The 25,493-nt window shown below is 66.9% G+C and carries 25 protein-coding genes; 17 read left to right on the top strand and 8 right to left on the bottom strand.

Features of this window, described 5'->3' with window-relative positions:
• Positions 1 to 38: 38 nt before the first annotated feature.
• The 4 genes from ABIC21_RS00125 (at position 39) to ABIC21_RS00110 (ending at position 5,462) form a co-directional block, all read left to right on the top strand.
• Positions 39 to 1,724, top strand: a complete 1,686-nt coding sequence (locus ABIC21_RS00125; RefSeq protein WP_354348436.1) for a peptide ABC transporter substrate-binding protein — start codon at positions 39 to 41, stop codon at positions 1,722 to 1,724.
• A gap of 138 nt (positions 1,725 to 1,862) precedes the next feature.
• Positions 1,863 to 2,792 carry an ABC transporter permease gene (locus ABIC21_RS00120; protein WP_354348435.1) on the top strand — a complete coding sequence of 310 codons (930 nt, stop codon included), beginning with the start codon at positions 1,863 to 1,865 and terminating at the stop codon, positions 2,790 to 2,792.
• Positions 2,782 to 3,732 (top strand): ABC transporter permease, encoded by a 951-nt coding sequence (locus ABIC21_RS00115; protein WP_354348434.1) that lies wholly within the window; start codon positions 2,782 to 2,784, stop codon positions 3,730 to 3,732. The genes ABIC21_RS00120 and ABIC21_RS00115 overlap by 11 nt, the downstream gene beginning before the upstream one ends.
• An 11-nt stretch (positions 3,733 to 3,743) precedes the next feature.
• A complete protein-coding gene (locus ABIC21_RS00110; RefSeq protein WP_354348433.1) occupies positions 3,744 to 5,462 on the top strand; it encodes an ABC transporter ATP-binding protein in 1,719 nt (572 codons plus the stop codon).
• 162 nt (positions 5,463 to 5,624) lie between these two features.
• Here ABIC21_RS00110 and ABIC21_RS00105 read toward each other — a convergent pair whose 3' ends face one another.
• Complete coding sequence (locus tag ABIC21_RS00105) at positions 5,625 to 6,515, bottom strand: SGNH/GDSL hydrolase family protein (protein ID WP_354348432.1); 891 nt, start codon at positions 6,513 to 6,515, stop codon at positions 5,625 to 5,627.
• Between the two features lie 269 nt (positions 6,516 to 6,784).
• On the opposite strand from ABIC21_RS00105, the gene typA reads away from it, so the two are divergent.
• The 3 genes from typA (at position 6,785) to ABIC21_RS00090 (ending at position 10,248) form a co-directional block, all read left to right on the top strand.
• Positions 6,785 to 8,713 carry a translational GTPase TypA gene (gene typA / locus ABIC21_RS00100; RefSeq protein WP_354348431.1) on the top strand — a complete coding sequence of 643 codons (1,929 nt, stop codon included), beginning with the start codon at positions 6,785 to 6,787 and terminating at the stop codon, positions 8,711 to 8,713.
• Between the two features lie 34 nt (positions 8,714 to 8,747).
• On the top strand, positions 8,748 to 9,125 hold the full coding sequence (locus tag ABIC21_RS00095) for a hypothetical protein (RefSeq protein WP_354348430.1): 378 nt from the start codon (positions 8,748 to 8,750) through the stop codon (positions 9,123 to 9,125).
• Positions 9,126 to 9,438: 313 nt separating this feature from the next.
• A complete protein-coding gene (locus tag ABIC21_RS00090) occupies positions 9,439 to 10,248 on the top strand; it encodes a type IV toxin-antitoxin system AbiEi family antitoxin domain-containing protein (protein WP_354348429.1) in 810 nt (269 codons plus the stop codon).
• A 243-nt stretch (positions 10,249 to 10,491) separates the two neighbouring features.
• Here ABIC21_RS00090 and ABIC21_RS00085 read toward each other — a convergent pair whose 3' ends face one another.
• Complete coding sequence (locus ABIC21_RS00085) at positions 10,492 to 10,737, bottom strand: putative acetyltransferase (RefSeq protein WP_354348428.1); 246 nt, start codon at positions 10,735 to 10,737, stop codon at positions 10,492 to 10,494.
• A 166-nt stretch (positions 10,738 to 10,903) separates the two neighbouring features.
• Between ABIC21_RS00085 and fdxA the strand changes: the two genes are divergently transcribed.
• From fdxA to ABIC21_RS00060, 5 genes are all read left to right on the top strand, one after another.
• Positions 10,904 to 11,230, top strand: coding sequence for a ferredoxin (fdxA, locus tag ABIC21_RS00080; RefSeq protein WP_282384023.1), 327 nt, complete (start codon positions 10,904 to 10,906; stop codon positions 11,228 to 11,230).
• A 12-nt stretch (positions 11,231 to 11,242) separates the two neighbouring features.
• The gene (dapC, locus tag ABIC21_RS00075) at positions 11,243 to 12,391 is read left to right on the top strand and encodes a succinyldiaminopimelate transaminase (RefSeq protein ID WP_354348427.1); all 1,149 of its coding nucleotides are present in this window, start codon (positions 11,243 to 11,245) and stop codon (positions 12,389 to 12,391) included.
• A gap of 228 nt (positions 12,392 to 12,619) precedes the next feature.
• Positions 12,620 to 13,903: a citrate synthase gene (locus tag ABIC21_RS00070; RefSeq protein WP_354348426.1), complete on the top strand. Its 1,284-nt coding sequence runs from the start codon at positions 12,620 to 12,622 to the stop codon at positions 13,901 to 13,903.
• 177 nt (positions 13,904 to 14,080) lie between these two features.
• Positions 14,081 to 14,752, top strand: coding sequence for a TetR/AcrR family transcriptional regulator (locus ABIC21_RS00065; RefSeq protein ID WP_354348425.1), 672 nt, complete (start codon positions 14,081 to 14,083; stop codon positions 14,750 to 14,752).
• Between the two features lie 57 nt (positions 14,753 to 14,809).
• Positions 14,810 to 15,421 carry a hypothetical protein gene (locus ABIC21_RS00060; protein WP_354348424.1) on the top strand — a complete coding sequence of 204 codons (612 nt, stop codon included), beginning with the start codon at positions 14,810 to 14,812 and terminating at the stop codon, positions 15,419 to 15,421.
• 42 nt (positions 15,422 to 15,463) lie between these two features.
• Here the strand turns inward: ABIC21_RS00060 and ABIC21_RS00055 are convergent, their stop codons facing one another.
• Together ABIC21_RS00055 and dapD are read right to left on the bottom strand one after the other, a co-directional pair.
• Complete coding sequence (locus ABIC21_RS00055) at positions 15,464 to 16,315, bottom strand: hypothetical protein (RefSeq protein ID WP_502935936.1); 852 nt, start codon at positions 16,313 to 16,315, stop codon at positions 15,464 to 15,466.
• A 69-nt stretch (positions 16,316 to 16,384) separates the two neighbouring features.
• Complete coding sequence (gene dapD, locus ABIC21_RS00050; RefSeq protein ID WP_354348423.1) at positions 16,385 to 17,395, bottom strand: 2,3,4,5-tetrahydropyridine-2,6-dicarboxylate N-succinyltransferase; 1,011 nt, start codon at positions 17,393 to 17,395, stop codon at positions 16,385 to 16,387.
• A gap of 85 nt (positions 17,396 to 17,480) precedes the next feature.
• On the opposite strand from dapD, the gene dapE reads away from it, so the two are divergent.
• Positions 17,481 to 18,635, top strand: a complete 1,155-nt coding sequence (gene dapE / locus ABIC21_RS00045; RefSeq protein ID WP_354348422.1) for a succinyl-diaminopimelate desuccinylase — start codon at positions 17,481 to 17,483, stop codon at positions 18,633 to 18,635.
• A gap of 133 nt (positions 18,636 to 18,768) precedes the next feature.
• Here dapE and ABIC21_RS00040 read toward each other — a convergent pair whose 3' ends face one another.
• The 4 genes from ABIC21_RS00040 to ABIC21_RS00025 form a co-directional block, all read right to left on the bottom strand.
• Positions 18,769 to 19,602, bottom strand: coding sequence for an amino acid ABC transporter permease (locus ABIC21_RS00040; protein ID WP_354348421.1), 834 nt, complete (start codon positions 19,600 to 19,602; stop codon positions 18,769 to 18,771).
• On the bottom strand, positions 19,599 to 20,249 hold the full coding sequence (locus ABIC21_RS00035; RefSeq protein ID WP_282384015.1) for an amino acid ABC transporter permease: 651 nt from the start codon (positions 20,247 to 20,249) through the stop codon (positions 19,599 to 19,601). Before ABIC21_RS00035 ends, ABIC21_RS00040 begins: the two co-directional genes overlap by 4 nt.
• A 98-nt stretch (positions 20,250 to 20,347) precedes the next feature.
• Positions 20,348 to 21,229, bottom strand: coding sequence for a glutamate ABC transporter substrate-binding protein (locus ABIC21_RS00030; RefSeq protein WP_354348420.1), 882 nt, complete (start codon positions 21,227 to 21,229; stop codon positions 20,348 to 20,350).
• Between the two features lie 58 nt (positions 21,230 to 21,287).
• On the bottom strand, positions 21,288 to 22,043 hold the full coding sequence (locus ABIC21_RS00025; RefSeq protein WP_354348419.1) for an amino acid ABC transporter ATP-binding protein: 756 nt from the start codon (positions 22,041 to 22,043) through the stop codon (positions 21,288 to 21,290).
• A gap of 205 nt (positions 22,044 to 22,248) precedes the next feature.
• On the opposite strand from ABIC21_RS00025, the gene ABIC21_RS00020 reads away from it, so the two are divergent.
• From ABIC21_RS00020 to ABIC21_RS00005, 4 genes are all read left to right on the top strand, one after another.
• A complete protein-coding gene (locus ABIC21_RS00020) occupies positions 22,249 to 23,181 on the top strand; it encodes an LOG family protein (protein ID WP_354348418.1) in 933 nt (310 codons plus the stop codon).
• A 43-nt stretch (positions 23,182 to 23,224) separates the two neighbouring features.
• Positions 23,225 to 23,587, top strand: a complete 363-nt coding sequence (locus tag ABIC21_RS00015) for a DivIVA domain-containing protein (protein WP_354348417.1) — start codon at positions 23,225 to 23,227, stop codon at positions 23,585 to 23,587.
• Positions 23,588 to 23,664: 77 nt separating this feature from the next.
• Complete coding sequence (locus tag ABIC21_RS00010) at positions 23,665 to 24,951, top strand: putative hexosyltransferase (RefSeq protein ID WP_502935943.1); 1,287 nt, start codon at positions 23,665 to 23,667, stop codon at positions 24,949 to 24,951.
• Between the two features lie 233 nt (positions 24,952 to 25,184).
• Positions 25,185 to 25,352: a DUF3117 domain-containing protein gene (locus ABIC21_RS00005; RefSeq protein WP_160664543.1), complete on the top strand. Its 168-nt coding sequence runs from the start codon at positions 25,185 to 25,187 to the stop codon at positions 25,350 to 25,352.
• Positions 25,353 to 25,493 lie beyond the last annotated feature (141 nt).

The following is a 25,493-nucleotide window of genomic DNA, read 5'->3' as shown; positions in this document are numbered from 1 at the left end:
CTTTCCCTCACGAACTCCCACAACTCATAGGAGGCGGAATGCGTTTTTCGCGCACTTCCAAAGCACTGGGCATGGTGGCTATCGCCGCTCTCGCCCTGACCGGATGCGGCGCCGGAGGCGGCACCTCAAACGGTGCCAGCCAGGCTGCCGGCGACCCCAACAAGGTCATCGCCGCTTACAGCAACGAACCGCAGAACCCCCTGATGCCGGCCAACACCGGCGAAGTCTACGGCGGCCGCGTCGTCGAGCTCCTCTTCGAAGGCCTCACCAGCTACGACCCCAGTGGCAAGTCGGTCAACGCCCTGGCCGAGTCCATCGAATCCCCGGACGGCCAGAACTACACGATCAAGGTCAAGACGGGCACCAAGTTCACCAACGGCGAGGAAGTCACCGCCAAGAGCTTTGTTGATGCCTGGAACTTTGCCGCGCTGAGCACCAACGCGCAGGGCAACAGCAGCTTCTTTGAATCCGTCGAAGGCTACGACGCCGTCAGCGCCACGTCGAAGCAGATGGGAGCGGACGGCAAGGAAACCGAGGTACCCGCCCCCACCGCCCAGACCCTCTCCGGCCTCGCCCTGACGGATGATTCCACGATCACGGTCAAGCTGACGCAGCCGGAAGCCGACTGGCCGCTGCGCCTGGGCTACTCGGCCTTCATGCCGCTGCCCGCCGACGCCCTCAAGGACCCGAAGGCGTTCGGCGAGAACCCGGTCGGCAACGGCCCGTACAAGATGGAGAAGGAGGGCGCCTGGCAGCACGACAGCCAGATCGCCCTGGTCAAGAACCCGGACTACAAGGGTGCACGCGAAGCCAAGAACGGCGGCGTGACCTTCAAGTTCTACACCGATCCGGCCCCGGCCTACACGGACATCCAGGCCAACAACCTGGACGTCACGGACGTTCTGCCGACGAACGCCCTGAAGACCTACACGATGGACTTCCCGGAGAACAACCTGAACAAGCCGTACGCCGGCAACTCCACCCTGAACATCCCGGGCTACCTGCCCGAGTTCCAGGGCGAGGCGGGCCAGCTGCGCCGCCAGGCTCTCTCCATGGCGATCAACCGCGACGAGATCACCAAGGTCATCTTCTCCGGCACGCGCATCCCGGCCAAGGACTTCACGTCCCCGGCTGTTGACGGCTACAACGAAAATGTTGCCGGTTCCGAGGTTCTGAAGTTCGATGCCGCCAAGGCGAAGGACCTCTGGACGAAGGCTGACGCCATCAGCCCGTGGCCCGCAGACAAGACCCTGCAGCTCGCGTACAACACCGATGGTGGCAACAAGGAATGGATCGACGCCGTTGCCAACAACTTCAAAAACAACCTGGGAATCAAGGCCGAAGGCCAGCCGTTCGCCAAGTTCGCCGAAATCCTGAAGCTGCGGACCGCCAAGGAGCTGCCGGGCCTGACCCGCGCCGGCTGGCAGGCCGACTACCCGTCGCTCTACAACTTCCTGGGCCCGCTCCTGAAGACCGACGCCAGCGCCAACTACGAGGGCTACTCGAACCCTGAGTTCGACAAGCTCCTCAACGAAGGCCTGAGCGCACAGTCCACGGACGACGCCAACAAGAAGTTCACCCAGGCGCAGGAGATCCTGTTCAAGGACCTCCCCAACCTGCCGCTGTGGTACTCCGCACGCCAGGCTGTCTGGAGCCAGAATGTCAGCAACGTTGACTCCGGCTGGAACGGCGTTCTGCAGTACTGGGCCATCACGGCCAAGTAGTTCCCGAGTTCTGCGGAACTCATTTCCACATCACTAAAGCTTGGGGGTCCGGCCTTGCCGGGCCCCCACATGCTTGAAACCGGCAGGAAGCTGTCCCATGATTCCCCTTCGTTCCACCATCTCACCGGAGGCGCTGCTGTGATCCAGTTCATCCTCCGGCGCCTGCTGCAGGTCATTCCGGTATTCCTCGGAACCACCCTGCTCGTCTACTTCATGGTCTTTGCCCTTCCGGGCGACCCCATCCGCGCGCTCTTCGGCGACCGCCCGCCGAGCGAGGCGGTCATCGCGCAGCTGCGCCAGCAGTACAACCTGGACGAGCCGTTCTGGGTCCAGTACGGGCTGTTCCTGAAAAACCTCTTCACCTTCAACCTCGGCGTCGACTTCACCGGCCAGCCGATTGCCGACACCCTGGCGCGCGTCTTCCCCGTCACGGCGATGCTCGCCATCGAAGCCCTGATTATCCAGGGCGTCTTCGGCATCGCCTTCGGACTCGTCGCCGGCCTGCGCAAGGGCGGCATCTTCGACAGCACGGTCCTCGTGCTGTCACTGGTTGTCATCGCCATCCCGACCTTCGTGCTCGGCTTCGCGCTGCAGTTGCTGGTCGGTGTCCAGCTGGGGTGGGCTAAACCCACAGTCGGGTCGAATGTCACGTGGGGAAGCCTGATCCTTCCCGCGGTGGTCCTTGGCATGGTCTCCTTCGCCTACGTGCTGCGCCTGACGCGCGCGTCCGTCATCGAGAACATGAACGCCGACTACGTCCGCACGGCCACCGCCAAGGGCCTGTCACGCCGCCAGGTGGTCATGACCCACGTCCTGCGCAACTCGCTGATCCCCGTCATCACCTACCTCGGCGCGAGCCTGGGCGGCCTGATGGGCGGCGCAATCGTGACCGAAGCCATCTTCAATGTCCCCGGCGTTGGCCAGAAGCTTTACCAGGCCATTCTCCGGAGTGAAGGCCCCACCGTCGTCGCCATTGTGAGCGTCCTGGTGCTGGTCTTCGTTCTCGCCAACCTGTTGGTCGATCTGCTGTACGCCTGGCTTGACCCGAGGATCCGCTATGAAAACTAATCGAACATTCGAGCACTTTGTTGCCCCGGTCGAGGAAACCCCTCTGCTGGCAACGGATGCCGTCAAGGTCGACGAGGCCCCGCTGAGCCTCTGGGCAGATGCCTGGCGCAAGCTCCGCCGTCGTCCGCTCTTCATCATTTCCGCCATCATGATCGCGCTGATCATCGTGGTGGCCGTCTTCCCCGGGCTCTTCACCCAGGTTGCCCCGGACAACGGCTGCGAGCTGGCGAACTCCAACGGTGCCCCCACCGAAGGACACCCGCTGGGCTTCACCTTCCAGGGCTGCGACATCTACTCGCGCATCATCCACGGCACTCAGGCATCGCTCATGGTCGGCGTGTTCTCCGTGATTTCCGTGCTGATCATCGGCGTCACCTTCGGCGCCCTGGCCGGCTTCTTCGGCGGCTGGGTGGATACATTCTTCGCCCGCCTCGGCGACATCTTCTTCGCCCTGCCCATCGTCCTCGGCGCCCTGGTCCTCACCCAGCTCCCGCTAATGCGTGAAAACCGGGGAGTCTGGACCGTGGTCTTGGTCCTGGTGGTGCTTGGCTGGCCGCAAATGGCCCGCATCACCCGCGGCGCCGTCATCGAGGTCCGCAACGCCGACTTCGTGACCGCGGCCCGATCGCTCGGTGTCTCCCGGGTGGGATCCCTGGTCAGCCATGTGCTCCCGAACGCGTTGGCGCCGATCATCGTGCTCGCGACCATGGAACTCGGCGTCTTCATCGTCGCCGAAGCCACGCTCTCGTTCCTGGGAATCGGCATGCCCGGCTCTGTGATGTCTTGGGGCAACGACATCTCGGCCGCGCAGTCCTCCATCCGCACCAACCCGGCTGTTCTGCTCTACCCGGCAACAGCCCTGTCCATCACGGTGTTGAGCTTCATCATGCTGGGCGATGCCCTCCGTGATGCCCTCGATCCGAAGAGCCGTCAGCGATGAAGGAGGCAATCATGACAACGACCGACGTCACGATTCACGAGGCCGGAACCACGGCCGACCGGCCACTGCTGGAAATCCGCGACCTCGCGATCTCCTTCAAGACCGGCAGCGGCGAGGTCCAGGCCGTGCGCAACGCCCACCTGACCATCATGCCCGGCGAGACGGTCGCCATTGTGGGCGAGTCCGGATCCGGCAAGTCGACGACGGCGCTGGCCGCGATCGGGCTGCTGCCCGGCAACGGCCGTGTCGCCGGCGGGCAGATCCTGCTCGACGGTGAAGACATCTCGCACGCGTCCGAGAAGCGCATGATCGAACTGCGCGGCAACATCATCGGCATGGTCCCGCAGGACCCGATGTCCAACCTGAACCCGGTCTGGAAGATCGGCGACCAGGTCAGGGAGACGCTGAAGGCCAACGGCCGCCCCAGCGGCCCGGAGGACGTCGCCAAAGTCCTGGCGCAGGCCGGCCTGCCGGACGCCGCCCGGCGGGCCAAGCAGTACCCGCACGAGTTCTCCGGCGGCATGCGCCAGCGCGCGCTGATCGCCATCGGCCTGTCCTGCCAGCCCCGCCTGCTCATCGCGGATGAGCCGACGTCGGCCCTGGACGTCACCGTGCAGCGCCAGATCCTGGACCACCTGGAAAAGATGACCTCGGAACTGGGCACCTCCGTGCTGCTCATCACCCACGACCTCGGCCTGGCCGCGGAGCGTGCCGACAAGGTCGTGGTCATGTACCGCGGCAACGTCGTCGAGGCCGGTCCGTCCCTGGAGCTGCTGCAGAACCCGCAGCACCCCTACACGCAGCGGCTCGTGGCCTCGGCGCCGTCACTGGCGTCCCGGCGCATCCAGGTGGCCAAGCAGCTCGGCGTGGCGACGGACGAGCTGCTGGCCCCTGCCGAAGCCGTTGCCGTTGAACCGTCGATGACGGAAGACGTGCTGCAGATCCAGAACCTGAGCAAGGTCTTCAAGCTGCGCTCCGGGTTCGGCAAGTCGACCGACTTCACCGCCGTCGACGACGTCTCCTTCAACGTCAAGCGCGGGACCACGACGGCGATCGTGGGCGAGTCGGGATCCGGCAAGTCCACCGTGGCCCAGATGGTGCTGAACCTGCTGGAGCCGACCTCCGGCAAGATCATCTTCGACGGCGTCGACACCTCCGCGCTGAACAGCAAGGAGATCTTCGCGTTCCGCCGCCGGGTGCAGCCGATCTTCCAGGACCCCTACGGTTCCCTGGATCCGATGTACAACATCTACCGGACCATCGAGGAGCCGCTGCGGGTCCACAAGATCGGGGACAAGGCCAGCCGCGAGAAGAAGGTCCGCGAGCTGCTGGACCAGGTGTCGCTGCCGCAGTCCACCATGCAGCGGTACCCGAACGAGCTCTCGGGCGGCCAGCGCCAGCGCGTCGCGATCGCGCGTGCCCTGGCCCTGGATCCCGAGGTGATCATCTGCGACGAGGCCGTGTCCGCCCTCGACGTGCTGGTACAGGCGCAGGTGCTGAACCTGCTTGCGGAACTGCAGTCCCGGCTGGGCCTGACCTACCTGTTCATCACCCACGACCTCGCGGTGGTCCGGCAGATCGCCGACCACGTGTGCGTCATGGAGAAGGGCAAGCTGGTGGAGACAGGCTCGACCGACGACGTCTTCGACGCGCCGCAGCAGGAATACACCAAGGCGCTGCTCCATGCCATCCCGGGCGCGCGCCTGATGCTGCCCCCGGAAGTTGCCTGAGCTGTGTGAACCGGCTGAATGAGCCTGGCTGTTTGAACCTGGCTGAGCGAACCCAGCCGACATGACCCCGGAGCCGGTGTCCGCCCCCGGGGTGGACACCGGCTCCTGTCGTATCCGGTCCGGGCGGCCCGCCTGCTGGGTGGTTCTCCTGGCCAGCCGCTGTCAGCGGTTTGCCGCGGACCCTGCCTGCCCGGGGTCCGGCGCCCGGAACCCGAAGCCGCCCAGCCGCTGTGCCAGCAGCACGCCCAGGGCGGCGTGCCCCTCGGGAGCCATGTGCACGCCGTCGGCCATCAGTTTGGTGAGGTTGTGGCGCGTCAGCCAGTCCCCGACGCCCACAAAAGGAATCGAATGCCTGGCGGCGACAGTGCCCAGCAGCGCGTCCACCTCTGTACGGCGCCCGCCGCCGTCGGCGGTGCCGCGGGCAAGGGTCCCGATCATGGCCAGCCGGGCCTCGGGGTAGCGCTGCCGGACGCTGGCGATCAGCCGCTCGGCGTTGGCTGAGATCTGCTGGTCCGTTGCGCCGCGGGAGGCGTCGTTTCCGCCGCCTTCAATGACCACGAGGGGCGGCGATCCGTAGGGGAGCAGCCAGTCGCCGCGCTGCAGGGCATCGATGTAGTTGCCGGTCGCACCGTTGGAGGCAACAAATCCCGTGCCGCCCCGGCCGCAGAAGTGGACCTTGTACCCCAGGCTGGCCAACGCCGTCCGGGGCCACGAAAACATGGGTTCCGACTGGGAATCGCCGATCAGCACGGCTGTCCGGGCGATGTCCTCCACAACCACCTCGTTGCGGCCGCTGGCGGGATTCCGGTAAACGCTGCCCGCCGGCATGCTGCCCGGCGTCGGAGTCAGTTTCCGGTTGCCGTTCGTGCCCGCGGCCATCGGCTCGCCGGGAGCCCCGGCGGGTGCGGGAGCAGCCTGGCCGTAGATGCCGCCCGCCGCGGTGGCGCCGGCGTCGGCGGTGCGGGTGGAGGGTGTCTGTCCGCAGCCGGCAACCAGGATGCCTACGGCGATCATCGGTGCGACCAAACGGGACAGAGCCGAGGTGTTGCGCATTGATGTCTCCGTGCTGGCTGCTGCTGTCAGAGCAATGATGGGGCATGGACGCCGGAAAATCCAGTGACTTTACTCACACGCGGGGCGCGGATCTCCCGTCCTGACTACCCGGCCGGTATGCCGCGAATGAGGGATTTTAGGCCAATAAATGCCCTAGCGTTTAGAATGGATGAAGGTGCCCTGTGCCAAAGGGGCGTAACCGTCGTGCGTTCCGGTTGGAAATGTCGCGATACAACAGCTGACTTCACCACTGAATCGAGCAATAACGCATGTCTGAAACCACCACCAACACCGCGGTAGCCACTGCATCGCGCAGTGACCTGCGCAACGTCGCGATCGTGGCCCACGTTGACCACGGCAAGACCACCCTGGTCGACGCCATGCTCAAGCAGACCAACTCCTTTGCTGCCCACAACCACCTCGAAGACCGGGTCATGGACTCCGGTGACCTCGAGCGTGAAAAGGGCATCACCATCCTGGCCAAAAACACCACGGTGGCCTACAACGGACCGTCCTCCAAGGGCGAGACCATCACCATCAACGTCATCGACACCCCCGGCCACGCCGACTTCGGCGGCGAGGTCGAGCGCGGCCTGTCCATGGTCGACGGCGTCGTTCTCCTCGTTGACGCCTCTGAGGGCCCGCTGCCCCAGACCCGCTTCGTCCTCCGCAAGGCCCTCGCGGCCCACCTCCCGGTGATCCTGCTGGTCAACAAGACCGACCGCCCTGACGCACGGATCGAAGAAGTTGTGCACGAGTCCATGGACCTGCTCCTGGGCCTGGCCTCCGACCTCGCCGACGAAGTTCCGGACCTCGACCTGGACAAGATCCTCAACGTCCCGGTCGTATACGCCGCCGCCAAGGTCGGCCGTGCGTCCCTCGAGCAGCCCGCCGACGGCTCCGCCCCGGACAACGAGGACCTGGAACCGCTGTTCCAGGCCATCATCGAGCACATCCCGGCGCCGACCTACAACCCGAACGGTGTCCTCCAGGCGCACGTCACCAACCTGGACGCCTCCCCGTTCCTCGGCCGCCTGGCGCTGCTGCGTATCTACAACGGCACCCTGCGTAAGGGCCAGACTGTTGCCTGGGCCCGCGCCAACGGCGAGCTGAAGAACGTCAAGATCACCGAACTGCTGGCCACCAAGGCGCTGGACCGCGTCCCGACCGAGTCCGCCGGCCCCGGCGAGATCGTCGCCGTCGCCGGTATCGAGGAAATCACCATCGGTGAGACCCTGACCGACGTCGACAACCCGCAGCCGCTGCCGCTGATCACCGTTGACGATCCGGCCATCTCCATGACCATCGGTATCAACACCTCGCCGCTGGCCGGCCGGGTCAAGGGCGCCAAGGTCACTGCCCGCCAGGTCAAGGACCGCCTGGACAAGGAACTGATCGGTAACGTCTCCATCAAGGTGCTCCCGACCGAGCGCCCGGATGCCTGGGAAGTCCAGGGGCGTGGCGAGCTTGCGCTGGCCATCCTGGTCGAGCAGATGCGTCGCGAAGGCTTCGAGCTGACCGTCGGCAAGCCGCAGGTTGTCACCAAGATCGTCGACGGCAAGGTCCACGAGCCGATGGAGCACATGACCATCGACGTGCCGGAAGAGTACCTCGGCGCCGTCACGCAGCTCATGGCTGCCCGCAAGGGCCGCATGACCAACATGGCGAACCACGGCACCGGCTGGTGCCGCATGGAGTTCATCGTTCCGGCCCGTGGCCTGATCGGTTTCCGCACCAAGTTCCTCACCGACACCCGCGGCGCCGGCATCGCAGCGTCCATCTCCGAGGGCTACGAGCCCTGGGCCGGCCCGATCGAATACCGCACCAACGGTTCGATGATCGCCGACCGCGCCGGTGTTGTGACGCCGTTCGCCATGATCAACCTGCAGGAACGTGGCTCCTTCTTCGTCCGTCCCACCTCCGAGGTCTACGAAGGCCAGATCGTCGGCGAGAACTCCCGCGCCGACGACATGGACGTCAACATCACCAAGGAAAAGAAGCTCACCAACATGCGTGCCGCTTCCTCCGACACCTTCGAGAACCTGACGCCCCCGCGCGACCTGACCCTCGAAGAGTCGCTCGAATTCGCCCGCGAAGACGAGTGCGTCGAGGTCACCCCGGAATCCATCCGAATCCGGAAGCTCATCCTGGACGTCAACCAGCGCGCCAAGTCCAACCGCGCCCGCGCGAAGGTCTAGTTTCCGCGTCCTGCGCTGAAACCACGGATCGTTTGTGACTAAGAGAGCTGCCGGCGCGGCAGGCGGTATTGCCGCCGCCGTGCCGGCAGCTCTTTTTGCTGCCCTCGCAGGCACGGTGCTGCACGGGCAGGATTTCCAGTTTGCGGGCGTCGAGGTGCCGTGGGGTGCCGCCGCCGCGCTGGTGCTGCTCGGCTCCGTTGAGTTGTGGCTCGGCGCCGCGTTCCGTTCCGCGCTCCCGACGGCGGTCTGCGGCGCGCTCTGTTACGCGCTGGCCGGCTGGTGGTCCACGCTGGAGAACGGAAAGCGCCTGATCATCGGTGACCTGGCCGGGAACCTGTGGATCTACGGCATCGCGGTGGTCACGATTGGCATGCTGGCCTGGTGCCGGCGCTACCGCCCGGACAAGGCTTAGGCGTCTCCCGCCCCTTCTTCGCCCCCCGCCCCGGGGGACATGCCCAGTCTTCGCGCCCAAGAGTGGACATAATGGCAGCATGTCCATCCGCTGCGCGTGCCGTGGGACATGCCCGGTCTTCACTCCGCCCGCAGCCGGGGACATGTCCACGCCTCGCGCGCTGCCCGCGGACATGCCCATTGCCGGCCGCAGGTGTGCACCATCCCGGACGCGGAAGATGTCCACACCCGGCCCGGTCCGCGGGGCATGCCCTTTTGCACATAGCGGGGCCCGGCCCTGTTCCGGCCGGAGGTTTCGGCGCCACGATGTCCGCATGGTCAACATCATGGAAGTACTTTCGAAGTACGACGGCGTCGCCCGCGCCAAACACCTCGCTGCCGCAGGCGTCTCGGACTTCCAGCTCAAGTCCGCACTGGCCCGGGGCGCCGTTTCCCGGGTGGCCCGCGGCGTATACGCGGTCCCCGGAGCCGATGCCCAGCTCATAGCCATCCGGTCGCTTCCGGCGGAGCCCGCATGCGCCACCGCGGCGCAATTCCAGGGCCTCTGGGTACTCGAGCCGCCCGGGCAACCTCACATTGCGGTTTCCCACAGCCGCAGCTATCCGGGCTTCATATGCCATCGATCCGCCGCGCCGCCCACCCTTCTGGACACCGTTGTTCAAAGCCTGCGATGCCTGCCGGAACTCGACGGCCTCGTCATTGCCGAGTCAGCCGTCGTGGTCAAAGGCTTAGGTCTCGCGGGGCTGCGGCAGCGGCTGTCCGGGCGCAACGACGCGAGGGAGCGCCGGATGGTGGACAGGATCGTGCCGCAACCGCAGTCCATCATGGAGTGCATGGCACGGTACTGGCTGCGGAGGGCAGGGTTCCATGTGGAGTCCCAGGTCAACATCCCCGGCATGGGCCACCTTGATCTCATGGTCGACGGCCGGCTCGGCATTGAGACCGACGGGGCAGGCTTCCACATGGACCGGACGAGCTTCGAGGAGGACCGGCGCCGCTGGAACGTTACAACCCGGCTCGGCGTCCCGACGCTTGTGGTCAGCTACCCGCTGCTCCTGAACCGGCCCGATGAATTCATCGCCATGGTCCGCGACGCGCTCAACAGGATCTCCGCTGCGGCCTAGCACTGGACATGTCCTCCTGGATTGCGGTTCACCCGCTGCACCAAGTCCAGCGTTGGCAGCCGCCACTGGGCATGTCCAGCGTTCGCCGGCACGACCCCGGGGACATGTCCGGCGGGCGGCGTGGCCAATGGACATAGTGGGTATATGCCCATTGGCCGAAGCCAGGGGAGGGCATGTCCATCGGGAGGGGGGGAGGGGGAGATGGGAGTTGGGAGGTGGTGCGGAGTGCCGGGCGTTCAATGCTCAGTGCTGCTGGCGCGGGGCGCGGCGAGGCGGTGGGGGCGGGACCTGTTTGGCGGCCACCACTAGCGGCAGCGGGATCACGACGTCGGAGCGCCGGGTGCGGATGGTGCAGCCTTCCGTGGTGCGCGCCACCAGCTCGCCCAGGGCGTCCGTCAGCCCGCCCTCAATCCGGTACCGGACCACCACCCGGGTGCCGGGCTCAGCGGCGGCCAGGAACTCTTGGGGCGACGGCTTCGAGGAACTCACCCGTTCATACTAGGTCGGTTGGATCCCGGAGTGCGGACCCGTGTGACGCCCGGCTAGGTTCGCGGGAACCGGCTGGGAGATAATAGGCTCAGAAGTCAGCAGCCCGGCGCTCAGGCCGGGAGCAGTATCCGGCATCCGCCGGAACCAACGTGGAGAGGCCAGGGACGTGACGTACGTAATCGCGCAGCCGTGTGTAGATGTCAAGGACAAGGCATGTATTGAAGAGTGCCCCGTCGATTGCATCTACGAGGGTGAGCGTTCCCTGTACATCCACCCCGACGAGTGCGTGGACTGCGGGGCCTGCGAACCGGTCTGCCCCGTCGAGGCCATTTACTACGAGGATGACACCCCCGAGGAATGGGCCGACTACTACAAGGCCAACGTGGAGTTCTTCGACGACCTGGGGTCCCCGGGCGGGGCCGCGAAGGTTGGCAACACCCACACCGATCACCCGATGATCGCCGCCCTGCCGCCGCAGAACCAAGAGAACTAGGGCGGGGCGTCGGTGACTTCTGCGCTGCGCAGCTTCGGCCTCAGCCTGCCCGACTACCCGTGGGAAGCCCTGGCGCCGTATCTGGCCAGGGCTGCCGAACACCCCGGGGGAGTCGCGAACCTGTCCATCGGCACCCCGGTGGACGCCACTCCCGCAGTGGTGCAGGAGGCCCTGCGCGCAGCCGCGAACGCTCCCGGTTACCCCACGGTCCACGGCACGGCCGGACTTCGCGAAGCCATCGCGGCGTGGTTTGAACGCCGCCGCGGTGTGCCCGGGCTGGATCCGCAGGACATCATGCCCACCGTGGGCTCCAAGGAACTCGTGGCCTGGCTCCCGTTCCTGCTCGGCCTCAAGCCGGGCGACGTCGTCGTCCGCCCCACCGTCGCTTACCCCACCTACGACATCGGTGCCACGTTCTCCGGTGCCGAGCACATCGCTGCCGACGATCTCGATGAGCTCGACGCCGCCACCCGCGCCCGGGTGCGGCTGGTCTGGGTCAATTCCCCGGCCAACCCCACCGGCAGTGTGCGCGACGCCGGATCCCTGCGCCGGATCGTCCGTCAGGCCCGTGAGCTCGGCGCGGTCGTGGCCTCCGATGAGTGCTACGCCGAACTCGGCTGGGGCGAATGGGACGTCCAGCGCGGCGGCGCCGCGGTGCCCAGCATCCTGGACCCCCTCGTCGCGGAGGGCTCACACGAGGGCCTCCTGGCCGTGTACTCGCTGAGCAAGCAGTCCAACCTGGCCGGCTACCGCGCCGCCTTCGTCGCCGGCGACCCCGCCATCATGGCGAACCTCGTCAACAGCCGCAAGCACGCGGGCATGATCGTCCCGTACCCCGTCCAGGAAGCCATGCGGGTGGCCCTCGGCGACGACGCCCACGTGCAGGCGCAGAAGGACCTCTACCGCGGCCGCCGGGACCGGATCGTGCCGGCACTCGAGCGCTTTGGACTGACCATCCACGAATCCCGGGCCGGGCTCTACCTCTGGGCCACCGCGGGCGAGGCCACCTGGGACACGGTCGGCCGGCTCGCGGACCTCGGAATCGTCGTCGGCCCGGGGGTGTTCTACGGCGACGCCGGCAACGGATTCATCCGTGTCGCGCTTACGGCCAGCGATGAGCGGATCGACGCCGCAGCCTCGCGTCTGGCCACGGGGCCGTAACAATGCTGTGACACGTGCCACAACTGATGCGTTTTGGGTAGTCGCGGGTGGCCTTGGATTAGTGCCACCCGGAAACTGCCGGTAGTTTTTAACTGACTATCAATGGTGGCTTTCCACAAGAACGCAGCGCAGCCGTTGGAATCCGTGACTAAAACAGGTTCCGTGGGCGGCTTCACCAGAAGTTGGACCAGCTTTCTACAGAGGCCCCGACGCCTCAGAGGAGACTCCATGACTGAGACCACCAGCGCAACCCTGCGCCATGCAGGCGGCGAGCTCGAACTTCCGCGCATCCAGGTTGTAGAAGGAAACGAAGGCTACGACGTTTCCAAGCTGCTGAAGCAGACCGGTGCCGTTGCCTTTGACCCCGGCTTTATGAACACCGCGGCCACCACCTCCGCCATCACCTACATCGACGGCGACGCCGGTGTCCTGCGGTACCGCGGCTACCCGATCGAGCAGCTCGCCGAGCACTCAAGCTTTCTGGAAGTCTCCTACCTGCTGATCTACGGCAACCTGCCGACCGCCACGGAGCTGGAAGCGTTCGACCAGCGGATCCGCCACCACACCCTGCTGCACGAAGAGCTCAAGGGCTTCTTCAGCGGCTTCCCGCGCGACGCCCACCCGATGCCGGTGCTGTCCTCGGCCGTGTCCGCGCTGTCGACGTTCTACCAGGACTCGCTGGATCCGTTCAACGCCGAGCAGGTGGAAGTCTCCACCTACCGCCTGCTGGCCAAGATGCCGGTCATTGCCGCCTACGCCCTGAAGAAGAGCATCGGCCAGCCCATGCTTTACCCGGACAACTCCCACAACCTTGTGGAGAACTTCCTGCGCCTGAGCTTCGGACTCCCGGCCGAGCAGTACGAGGTGGACCCGGTCGTCGCCAAGGCCCTGGACCTGCTCCTCATCCTGCACGCTGACCACGAGCAGAACTGCTCGACCTCCACGGTCCGGCTGGTCGGTTCCTCCAACGCGAACCTCTTCGCCTCCGTGTCCGCCGGCATCAACGCCCTCTTCGGCCCGGCCCACGGCGGCGCCAACGAGGCCGTGCTGAAGATGCTGCGACAGATCCAGGCCGACGGCACCAAGCCCGAGGACTACATGGAGAAGGTCAAAAACAAGGAGGACGGCGTCCGGCTCATGGGCTTCGGACACCGCGTCTACAAGAATTACGACCCGCGCGCCAAGATTGTCAAGGCCACGGCCCACGAGATCCTCACGAAGCTCGGCGGCCACGACGAACTCCTGGAGATCGCCCTGCGGCTCGAAGAGAAGGCCCTGAATGATGACTACTTCATCCAGCGCAAGCTCTACCCGAACGTAGACTTCTACACCGGCCTGATCTACAAGGCCATGGGCTTCCCGGAAAAGATGTTCACCGTGCTCTTCGCCATCGGCCGCCTTCCGGGCTGGATCGCTCAGTGGCGCGAGATGATCAGCGATCCCAACACCAAGATCGGCCGTCCGCGCCAGCTCTACATCGGCGAACCGGAGCGCAACTACCCCTCGGTGTAGTTCACCAGAATCACAGCAGTTCGACGCCGGCCGCGCACCTTTCGGGGGACGCGGCCGGCGTCTTCTTGCGTCCTGGGACGGTGCCTGGACGGGACTTTCGGGTATCGACGCAGGTGGGGAGCCCTTCCGCCGGTGTGGCCCGCCGGCGTTGGGGCACATCCGTGCTAAAAAAGACTAATGCCCAAATTTGTCGACGCCGCTTTGCGGCGCCAGGAAGTGGTCGAAGCGGTCTTCCGGATCGTCGCAGCAGACGGACTCGAAAGGGCTTCCCTCCGCGAAGTCGCGGACGAGGCGGAACTGGCGGTCGGATCGGTCCGGCACTACTTCGCCAGCAGCGACGAGCTCCTGGCCCACTCCTTCGGGGTCGTCGTGGACCGGGTGGTCCGCCGGCTGACGGCAGCCGATGGGCGCCTCGCGGAGGCGCAGCCCGGTACCCCGGAGCACCACGAGGGTGTATTAACCCTGCTGGGTGAATTTCTCCCCCTGGATGAGGAGCGCGCCGTCGACGCCTGCGTCTGGATGGCGTTCAAGGCCGCGGCCAGGACCAAGCCGTTCCTGGCCCCGGAAGCCGACCGGAGCCACCGCGCCGTGGCCGCGATCGTCGGGCGGCTCGTCATGGAACTGTCCGCCGGGGCCGGGGCCGGGGCCGGGGCCGGGTCCGAGACGGCCGGCACCGACGCCGCCGTGGTGCAGCAGCGCCTGGTCACGGAGGCGGAACGGCTGCTGGCCACCCTTGACGGGCTCACCATGCACGCCCTGCTGCAGCCCGAATGGATGACCGCGCAGATGTGCAGTGATGTGTTGGAGTCCCACCTCAACGGACTGGGCAGCTACGCTGGCAGACATTAACGTGCGTTAACTTGGGGAATACACTGGAAACGTACGTCTTGCCAAGGAGGCAATTGGATGCACCACACAGGCGGGCCGGGCTGGCGGATCACGATGGACACTTCGGGTCCCATGCTCATTGCACTGTACGTTCGCGACGCCGCTGGCCTGGACACCGCGGGGCACCCGGCACTCTGCCACGCGGCACCGAAGATCCGGCCCGCGGACCACACGCACCTCATTTCGGAGGTGGGCGGAATCAATGCGCTCAAGACGGAGTGGGAGGCCTGGTGGGAACAGCTCCTCAAGGCGCATCCCGAGATGTCGCCGGAACTGGGTCCGCCCGGCTTCCGCGCCTTCAGTAATTCCCCCGCCCTCCGGCGTGTGCTGCAGGCGCATTTCGGTGCGGCACTGTCCTGGGCCAGGGAACGCCGGGGTGAATACCTGGCCCTGGAGGCGGAGCGCGAAGCCGCCGGCGGGGTGCAACTGCTGCAGGACATGGTGGACGACCGGCTGCTGGAGGTGGGGCGCGCCGCCAATGACTTCAACCTGACCATCATCGAGCTGCCGCTCGCCGAACCGCGGGCCTGGTACCTGGAGCCGGACAAGATCATCATGAGCTCCGACCTGCTCTCCCAGCCGGAACTGTTCCGCAGCTATGTGCAGCCGGTAGTGGACCTGCTGGTCTGAGCTGGCCGGAGCCTGAGCCACCGGAGGGGCGGGCAAACCCTGCTACTGCGCCGGTGCCTCGGCGACGGTGACCCTGACCTGTCCCGACGGAACCTCGGCGGCCTGCCAGCCGTTACGGTCCTGCCGCGTCCAGCTGCGCCCCTCCGCCTGGACCTCGGTGATGGAGAGGGCCTTGGCGTTGGCGACGGCCCACTGCGCCACGGCCCACGCCCGGTCGCCCTCGGCTTCCAGCACGAGGGTGCGGCCCTCCGTGGACGCCGGGACCGCGCCGAAGTCGGAGGTGAGGCGTTCCTGCACGGCCGCAGGGTCGCCGGCTGCTTCGGGGTCGCGCAGCGAACAGTCGAGGCCCGCGGCGGTCTGGCCGGTCAGCGACGAAGCGAAGGCGCGCGCCATCACCTCGTGCCGGGCGTAGGCATCCGGGTAGGCGGAGCGCTGGACCCGCTGCGCGGCGTCGGTGATTTCCAGCGCCTGGTAGTCCGGGACCTTCACCAGGGCATCGTAGAACGCGTTGCTCGCGTGGTACGGGTCCATCACCTGTGCCGTGGTGCCCCAGCCCTGCGACGGGCGCTGCTGGAAGAGCCCGCGGGAGTCCGGGCCGGCCTGGTCCCCGTGGCCGATGTTCCGGATCTTGGACTCCTGCATGGCGGTGGCGATCGCGATGCTGGCCGCCCGGGCCGGGAGCCCGCGGCGGACGGCGACAGCCGTAATGAGCCCGGCATTGGCCGCCTGGTCGGTGGCCAGCTGGGCGCTGCCGCCGCCCGCGGCCGTGCACCGTTCGGTGATGAGGACTTCCGAGCGCTCCACGAACGCCACCGCCGTGTAAACCCCGCCCGCGACCATGACCAGGGTAAGCAGCAGCACAATCCGACGGCGCCAGGTGCCTCTGCGTGCCACGAAACTACTCCCTCGGGCCCTTCCGGGGCCGGTCCTTGCTGTTAACGGTTCTGCTGTCCGCACCCAACCTTAGTTGGCGTGCAGGGCCTCGTTGAGTTCAACGGTCTGGCCCTTGCGCGGGAGCACCTCGACCTCACCGGTGGAGGAGTTGCGGCGGAACAGCAGGTTGGGGACGCCGGAGAGCTCCACGGCCTTGACGATCTGGCTGGTTTCTTCGCCGTCGGCGTCCTTGGCACCGACCACGCGGACGCGGGTTCCTGCCGTGACGTAGAGGCCGGCCTCGACGACGGAGTCGTCGCCGATGCTGATGCCCACGCCGGAGTTGGCGCCCAGCAGCACACGCTCGCCCAGGGAGATCTTTTCCTTGCCGCCGCCGGACAGGGTGCCCATGATCGAGGCGCCGCCGCCGACGTCGGACCCGTCGCCGGCGACCACACCGGCGGAGATGCGGCCTTCCACCATGGACGTGCCCAGGGTGCCGGCATTGAAGTTAACGAAGCCCTCGTGCATGACCGTGGTGCCCTCAGCCAGGTGCGCGCCGAGGCGGACGCGGTCGGCGTCGGCGATGCGCACGCCGGAGGGGATGACGTAGTCGACCATGCGGGGGAACTTGTCCACGCCGTAGACGGTGACGGCGCCGCGTTTGCGCAGCCGGGCGCGGGTCAGTTCGAAGCCCTCGACGGCGGCGGGCCCGAAGTTGGTCCACACCACATTGGGGAGCTTGCCGAAGATGCCGTCCAGGTTGATGCTGTTCGGCTGGACCAGGCGGTGCGAGAGCAGGTGCAGGCGCAGGTAGGCGTCGGCGGTGTCCGCCGGGGCCTCATCGAGGTGGATCTGGGCGAACACGACCCTCTGCTCGGTGCCGCGGTCGGCGTCGGCCCCGGTCGCGGCGATGTCCTGCAGCGACTGGTCCGCGTTCGCAACGTCGCGGAGGCTCTCTGTCGCGGTGCCGAGGGCCGGTGCCGGGAACCAGACGTCCAGCACGGTGGCGTCACCGTCGCCGGTGGCGATCGTGGCGACCCCGTAACCATAGGCGGAGCGGGCGTCAGCGGGCACAGCGGAAGAAGCGGTTTCAGTCATGCCTCCAAGTCTATAGACGGCGCCCGCCCTCCCCGAAACCCGTGACGGCACAGCAGCGGGGGAGCCCAGCGGATAAAGTGGGACGGTGACTGCCCCGGACCTGAACGCACGCCCGAACTCCCGCCCCCACGCCGCCGCCCGCCTGGACCCGCGCCAGGACGTGGCGCTGCTGACCGCCAGGCTCATCGACATCCACAGCGTCTCCGGAGCGGAGAAGGAACTGGCCGACGCCGTGGAGCATGCCCTCCGCTCCGTCCCGCAGCTGGAGCTCGTCCGCGACGGCGACTCGATCATCGCCCGCACCAACCTCGACCGCGCCGAACGGGTCATCCTGGCCGGGCACCTGGACACCGTGCCCCTGCCCACCACGGAGGGCTCCCTCGGGACCGTCCCGTCCTACTGGCCCTCGGGGTCGCCCGGCGAGGGCATCCTTTACGGCCGCGGCGCCACGGATATGAAGGGCGGTGTCGCGGTCCAGCTGGCGCTGGCCGCCGGGCTGTTCGACGGCGGCGCGGAGCCGGACAAGGACGTCACCTTCGTCTTCTACGACCACGAGGAAGTCGAAGCCGTCAAGAGCGGGCTCGGCCGGCTGGTGCGGAACCACGGCCACCTGCTGGGCGGGGACTTCGCGATCCTGCTCGAACCCACGGACGGGACCGTGGAGGGCGGGTGCAACGGCACCATCCGCTTCGAAGCGACCACGGTCGGCGAAGCCGCGCATTCGGCCCGGGCGTGGATGGGCAGCAACGCGATCCACGCCGCCGCGCCGATCCTCGCCCGGCTCGCGGCCTACGAGCCCCGGACCATCACCGTGGACGGCCTGGACTACCGGGAAAGCCTCAACGCCGTGAAGGTCAACGGCGGGACCGCCGGCAACGTCATTCCGGACCGGTGCGTCGTGGAAATCAACTACCGCTTCGCCCCGGACAAAACCCCCGACGAGGCGGAGCGGCATGTCCGCGACCTGCTGCAGGGCTTCGACGTCGTCCGCACCGACAGCGCCGCCGGGGCCCGGCCTGGGCTCAACCACCCCGCCGCCGCGTCCTTTGTCGCCGCAGTGGGGGCCGCGCCCAAACCCAAATACGGCTGGACCGACGTCGCACGCTTCAGCGAACTGGGCATCCCGGCAGTGAACTTCGGCCCGGGCGACCCGCTGCTGGCACACAAGGACAACGAACACGTCGAGGCCGACGCGGTCCGCGAATGCCTGCGGGTCCTGCGGAGCTGGCTCACGGCCTAACACTGGCAACACCGCCGGCAACACAGAAAGCCATGCAGCAGCCAACACAAAAGGTCCGGAACCCCTGGCGGGGTTCCGGACCTTTCTGCGTGCAGGGCAGCCTGGGTGAGGCGCAGGCTGCGCGGCCGGGGAGCTACTTGACCGGGATCCCCGCGACCGGCACGTGCACCACGCCGCCGGCGGCCTTCTTGGAACCGCGCCTCTCGATCCAGATCGCGAGCCGCGAGACCGAGAAGTTGATGGCGATGTAGATCGCCGCGGCCACGAAGAACACCGGGAACAGGTAGTCCGGTCCCAGGAAGTCGGCCATGATCTGCACTTTGCGCAGCAGTTCCTCGTAGGACACGATGTAGCCCAGCGAGGTGTCCTTCAGCAGCACCACGAGCTGCGCCACGAGGGACGGCAGCATGCGCCGGATCGCCTGCGGCAGTTCGATGCTGCGCCGGGAGGCGAAGCTGGTGAGGCCGATCGCGAGGCCGGCTTCACGCTGCCCCTTGGGCAGGGACTGGATGCCGGCGCGGATGATCTCGGCGAAAATCGCCGAGTTGTAGAGCACCAGGCCGGCGACGACGGCGACGAAGGAGCCGGTCGCGAACACCAGCAGCACGAAGAACATCATCAGGACCACGGGCATGCCGCGCAGGAACTCCAGCACAATCCGGGTGGGGATGCGGATCCAGGCGACGTCGGAGATGCGCATGAGGCACAGCACCAGCCCCAGCGGGAAAGCGATGACGGCGGCGACGGCCGCGGCGGTGAGCGTGGCGACGATGCCGTTGCCGATCAGCACCCAGACCTCGGGAATCTGGAAAACGGCCCAGCGTTCGGGTTCGAAAATTCCCTGCTGGGCGAGGATGGAGATCGCCCACCAGAGCAGCCCGGCAATCGCGACCGCGCCGACGATGGAGCCGATCAGGGAGACACGGCGGGCCTTGGGGCCGGGGACGTCGTAAAGGACCGAGCTCATCGGGCGATCGCCACCTTTCGTTCAACCAGGTTGGCGAGGTAGCCAAGCGGGACGGTTATCAGCAGGTAGAAGAAAGCCACGCCGACCAGGACCCACAGCACGGCGTCGCCGTTGGCGTTGGCGAGCTGACGGCCGTAGCCGAAGAGTTCCAGGACGTAGAAGGCGCCTGCCACCGAGGAGTTCTTCACCAGGGCGATGAGGATGTTGATCATGGGCGGGATCACCGTGCGCAGGGCCTGCGGCAGGATGATCAGGGTGAGGACCTGGCTGAATTTCATGCCGATGCTGCGGGCGGCCTCTGCCTGGCCGACCGGGACGCTGTTGACGCCGGAGCGCACCGCTTCGGCGATGAAGGCCGAGGTGTAGGCGCTGAGGGCGATGATGGCGGCGACCTCGAACTGCTGGAACGTCACCCCAAGCCGGGGGAGGACCACGGCGGCGAAGAAGAACGCGATGGTCAGCGGGGTGTTCCGGACGATCTCCACGTACGTCATGCTGAAGCCGCGCAGGGCGGCGATGGGCGAGACACGGGCTGCCGCGAGCAGGGTGCCGAAAATCAGTGCGAAGATCCCCGAGACCACGGACAGGAAGAGGGTTCTGAGAAAACCGTCCACATATGCGGGAAGGTTATCAATGATGACGTCCATAGGTTCCTTAGGCTGCCTTGAGGGAAGTGGAGCGGGAGACGGGAATGGCGGTTGCCGGAGCCGCGTCGGGCGCGAACCCCGGCAACCGCCACACCAGGCTAGTAGCGGTCGATCGTGGGAAGGGCAGGAGCAGTCTTGATGACCTCTCCGGCGGTGTCTTCCCAGGCCTTCTTGTAGGAACCGTCCTTGTCGGCGGCCTCCAGCTGGTCGTTGATCCACATGCGGAAGGCGGTGTCGTCCTTCTTCAGGCCGATGCCGTAGGGCTCCTTGGTGAAGGTCTCATCCGAGGCGAGCTTGAAGGCGTCCGGCTCCTTGGCCACGAAACCGGCCAGGATGACGTTGTCGGTGGTGATCGCTTCAACCTGCTTGTTGCGCAGCGGCTCCAGGCAGGCGGAGTAGGTGGCAGCCGGAACCAGGATTGCTCCGTACTTCTCGACGATCGTGGCGGCCGGCGTGGAACCGGTCACGGAGCAGACGTTCTTGCCCTTGACGTCTTCGGGCTTGGTGATGGACGTGTTGTCCTTGTTCACCATCAGTGCCTGGCCGGCCTCGTAGTACGGGCCGGCGAAGTCGACTTCGGTCTTGCGCTTGTCGTTGATCGTGTAGGTGGCGACAATCATGTCCACCTTGCCCTGCTTGATGAACTGCTCGCGGTTGGCGGAGACCGTCTCAACCCACTCGATCTTGTCCGCGGGGATGCCCAGCTTGGCGGCCATCAGTTTGCCGATCTCGACGTCGAAGCCAACGGGCTTGCCGTCGAGGCCCTTCTGGCCGAACAGCGGCTGGTCGAACTTGGTGCCGATGACGATCTTGCCGGCGGATGACAGCTTGGCCATGGTGGTGTCAGCAGCGAAGCTCGGCTTCTCGGCCACGGGCGGGTTGGAAGAGGAGGTGCTGCCGCCGCAGGCGCTCAGGCTAAGGGCCAGAGCTGCGGACGCGGCAACCAGAAGGGATTTCCTTCGGGTCAAAAATGCCATCATGACATTCCTTTCATTGGACGGCCGCCTTGCGGCGGCCAGGTTGCGAACTCGTCAGGGATCAGTGGGTCAGGAGTTTGGAGAGGAAGTCTTTGGCGCGGCTGCTCTTGGGGTTGGTGAAGAACTCTTCGGGGCTGGCGTCCTCGACGATCTGGCCGCCGTCCATGAACACCACGCGGTCCGCGGCCTTGCGGGCGAAGCCCATCTCGTGGGTGACCACGATCATGGTCATGCCCTCCTTGGCCAGCTGGATCATGACGTCGAGGACCTCGTTGATCATTTCCGGGTCCAGCGCGGAGGTGGGCTCGTCGAAGAGCATGACCTTCGGCTTCATGGCCAGGGCGCGGGCGATCGCGACGCGCTGCTGCTGGCCGCCGGAGAGCTGGGCCGGGAGCTTGGGCGCCTGGTGCCCGACGCCGACGCGCTCCAGCAGGGCCATGGCGTCCTTGTCGGCCTCGGCCTTGGAGAGGCCTTTGACCTTGATCGGGCCGAGTGTGACGTTCTCAAGGATCGTCTTGTGCGCGAAAAGATTGAACGACTGGAAGACCATGCCGACGTCGGCGCGCAGCTTGGCGAGTTCCTTGCCCTCTGCGGGCAGTTCCTTGCCGTCGATCTTGATCACGCCGTCGTCGATGGTCTCGAGGCGGTTGATGGCACGGCACAGCGTTGACTTGCCGGAACCCGACGGTCCGATGACGACAACAACCTCGCCCTTGCGGACATTCAGGTTGATGTCCTTCAGGACGTGCAACTGGCCGTAGTGCTTATTGACGGCATTCAGGGAGACGAGGGCATCGCCGGGCACTTGAGTAGTCATAAGAAGAATCTAGCGAACATCCGCGGAATATGACCGCAATCACTCCGAGTTCCTACAGATCGTGATTCAAGAGATACCTGCAGGTCAGCCTGCCAGCGGCGTCCCCGGGTGCTCTGCGGTGCCGGCCGGGCCATCTTGTGTGGGCACGCGCCCGCCCGCACCGTGCCGGACTGGCGCGGGCGGGGATCCGCGCTAACCTGTGGGCATGAGTACGGAACCGCAGCAACAGGAGGATCCGGCCCCGGCCGGTAGGACAGCCGGAGAGGCAGCCGGCACGTCAACCGGTAAAGCAGCCGGGAAGACCGCCGCAAAGACCGCCGGCGAAACCCGCGACATTCCGGCCCCGGCCGGGATCCGGCACAAGGGCCCGCTGGAGCTGCGGCGCAAAGCCGCCAAGGTCACGATGTCAGACCGGACCCTGCTGGACACCAAGGGGCCCGGACAATTCGTCCACACCGACCCCTGGCGCGTCCTCAGGATCCAGAGCGAGTTCGTGGAAGGCTTCGGCGCGCTGGCGGACCTCGGCCCGGCGGTCAGCGTCTTCGGCTCGGCACGGACCGTGCCCGGCAGCCTCAACTATGAACTCGCCGTCGAGGTGGGGCGCCAGCTGGCCGAAGCCGGGCTGGCAGTGATCACCGGCGGAGGACCCGGTTCGATGGAGGCGGCCAACAAGGGCGCCGTGCAGGGCAACGGGGTGTCCGTGGGCCTCGGCATCGAGCTGCCCTTCGAGCAGGGGATGAACCAGTGGGTGGACCTGGGCATCAACTTCCGCTACTTCTTCGCCCGCAAGACCATGTTCGTGAAGTACGCCCAGGGGTTCATCGTGCTGCCGGGCGGCCTCGGCACACTGGACGAACTCTTCGAAGCGATGGTGCTGGTCCAGACCCGGAAGGTGACCTCCTTCCCGATAGTCCTGATCGGCACAGCGTTCTGGAGCCCCATGCTGGACTGGATCCAGACCACGCTGGTGGCCGAGGGCATGATGTCCGAGGAGGACCTGGACCTGCTGCAGGTCGTGGACGATCCGGCGCTCGCCGTGGAACTCGTGGTGGAAGGCGCCGCCCGGCACCGGAACCCCAACGGCAGCACCACCGGGAACGGGTCCAGCCCCGGGGCCGCCGGCGGCACGCGGGGCTGACGGGCCACCCGTCGGACCCGCCGGCGTCTGGCACGATGGGGGAGTGAGCTTTTTCCTGGTCTTCCTAGCGATTGCGCTCGTCGGCGCCGCTTTCCTCCTCGGCAGCGGCCGGGCGTCGAACTTCTTCCGCGGCCGCCGCGGAACCGATGCCGGTGAACTGACTGCCCTGGATGACGGCTTCGACCAGCCGGTCGCCAACCTCCCGCCGGTGCTGCTGCCGGCCGAGGCGGAGCCGGACGACGTCGACCGTCTCCGGTTCGCCGTGGGCCTGCGGGGCTACCGGATGGACCAGGTGGACCAGGTGCTGGACGAGCTGCGGGACCAGCTCGCCGCCAAGGACCGGAAAATCGCGGCCCTCGGCGCCGCACTCGGACGCCGGCGGCAGGAACCGGAGCAGGCCCCGTGAGCAGCGACCCCCTAAAGGCGCAGGTTCCCGCGGCGGTGCAGCGGCACAGCGGGAGTGAGCCGGCAGGCGGAACCGGCATTTCCGGGCCGCGGGGCCCGACCGCCGCGGCCTGGAGCGGCGTCTCGGCAGCTGCGGCCCGGGCGGCGCGCTGGCCCTGGTGGGTCCAGGTGGGCGGCCTCTATGTCGCCGCCCGGTTCCTCAGTGCCTGCATTTTCATGGCCGCCGCCCTGCACCAGGGCGTGAACCCCTGGTTTCCCGCCAAACCGGATTATTGGTCCTTCGTCAATATCTGGGATGCCCGCTGGTACGGCGAGATCCTCCAGAACGGCTACCCGGAAGTCCTTCCGACCGACGGGGCCGGGAACGTCCAGGAGAACGCCTGGGCGTTCTATGCGCTCTTCCCCGTGCTGGGCCGGGTCGTCGCGGGCGTGACCGGGCTGCACCCGGCGTTCAGCCTGACCCTCATCGCCATGGTGTGCGGGCTGGGCGCGGCGCTGGTCATCTACCGGCTGTTCCGGCACAAGGCATCGCACCGGTCTGCGCTCTGGGGAACGGTGTTCGTTTCCACCTTTCCGGTGGCCCCGGTGCTCCAGGTTCCCTATGCCGAGTCGCTGAACCTGCTCCTGCTGGCCACGGCACTGCTGCTCGTAGTGACACGCCGCTACCTGTGGGCGCTGCCCGTCGTCGTGCTGATGTGCCTGTCCCGGCCGACCGGTGTGCCGTTCGCGGCGATGGCGGGGCTGCTGTTCCTTTACCGGGGGTGGCAGTACTACTTGGCGTCCCGCCGCCCGGCACGCGGGGAAGACCCGGACACGGCGGTCGGCGGGCAACCCGGCGTCGTCCCGCACACCGGCACCCAGCTCTGGTCCCTCGCCGGGCTGACGGCGGTCAGCGGACTGGGAGCACTGATGTGGCCGGGGATCGCCTGGGCTGTCACCGGGGATATCCGGGCCTACACCAAGACCGAAACCGTCTGGCGCGGCCACGACCTGGTGCCGTTCAAACCCTGGTTCGACACCGGCATCCTGCTGTTCGGGCCGGTCCTGGGAGTGCTGGCGCCGTTCGTTTTCGTTGCCCTGTTCACCTTGCTCATGACGTGCCGCCCGGTGCGGGCGCTGGGCACGGAACTGCGGCTGTGGTGCGCCTGCTACATGGGCTACCTGCTGCTTTTCCTGCACCCTCAGACCAGCACGTTCCGGATGCTGCTGCCGTTGTTCCCGCTGGCCCTCGCCGCGGCCCTCATCTCCCGGTCCCGCGCGTACCGCGGCGCGGTGGTGGTCATGTTCGTGCTGCTGCAGATTGTCTGGATCGTGTGGCTGTGGGCCTGGGCTCCGCTGCCCGGCGGAGGGGACTATCCGCCGTGACGGACAGCACCATTGGCGGCTGCTGGCCCGGCATGACGCGGCACGTCGGAAAGTCCAACGATTAGCTACAGCCGCGTTGTTACGCGATAATAGTTGGTAAGCAAGGACAAGAAGCAAACTGAGTATATGGCCCTGATGGCACCCCATCACGGCCGCCGGGCAGCTTGATTGACTAAGCGGACGCAGCCCGGCCGGGCTGGTATGTCACTGGACTAATGGAGGGGATATTCCTTATGGCGGCAATGAAACCACGCACCGGCGACGGCCCGATGGAAGTTACCAAAGAAGGACGAAGCTTGATCATGCGTGTTCCGCTCGAAGGCGGCGGACGGCTCGTGGTCGAACTCAATTCCGCTGAAGCTGCCAACCTGAAGGAATGCCTCGTCGGCGTTACCGAATAGCTACACGCACTCTTTGACAGCGGGTGGGGGGGGGGGGGGGGGGGGGGGGGGGGGGGGCCCCCCCGCGGGCGGGGGGGGGGGGGGGGGGGGCGCCCCCCCCCCCCCCCGGGGGGGGGGGGGCCCGGGGGGGGCGGCCGCGCC

Source organism: Pseudarthrobacter sp. PvP090 (assembly GCF_040547365.1).
In the GTDB taxonomy this organism is placed as follows: Bacteria; Actinomycetota; Actinomycetes; order Actinomycetales; family Micrococcaceae; genus Arthrobacter.
Note: the sequence above shows the minus strand (reverse complement) of the source record. Positions and strands in the feature narration are given on the sequence as shown.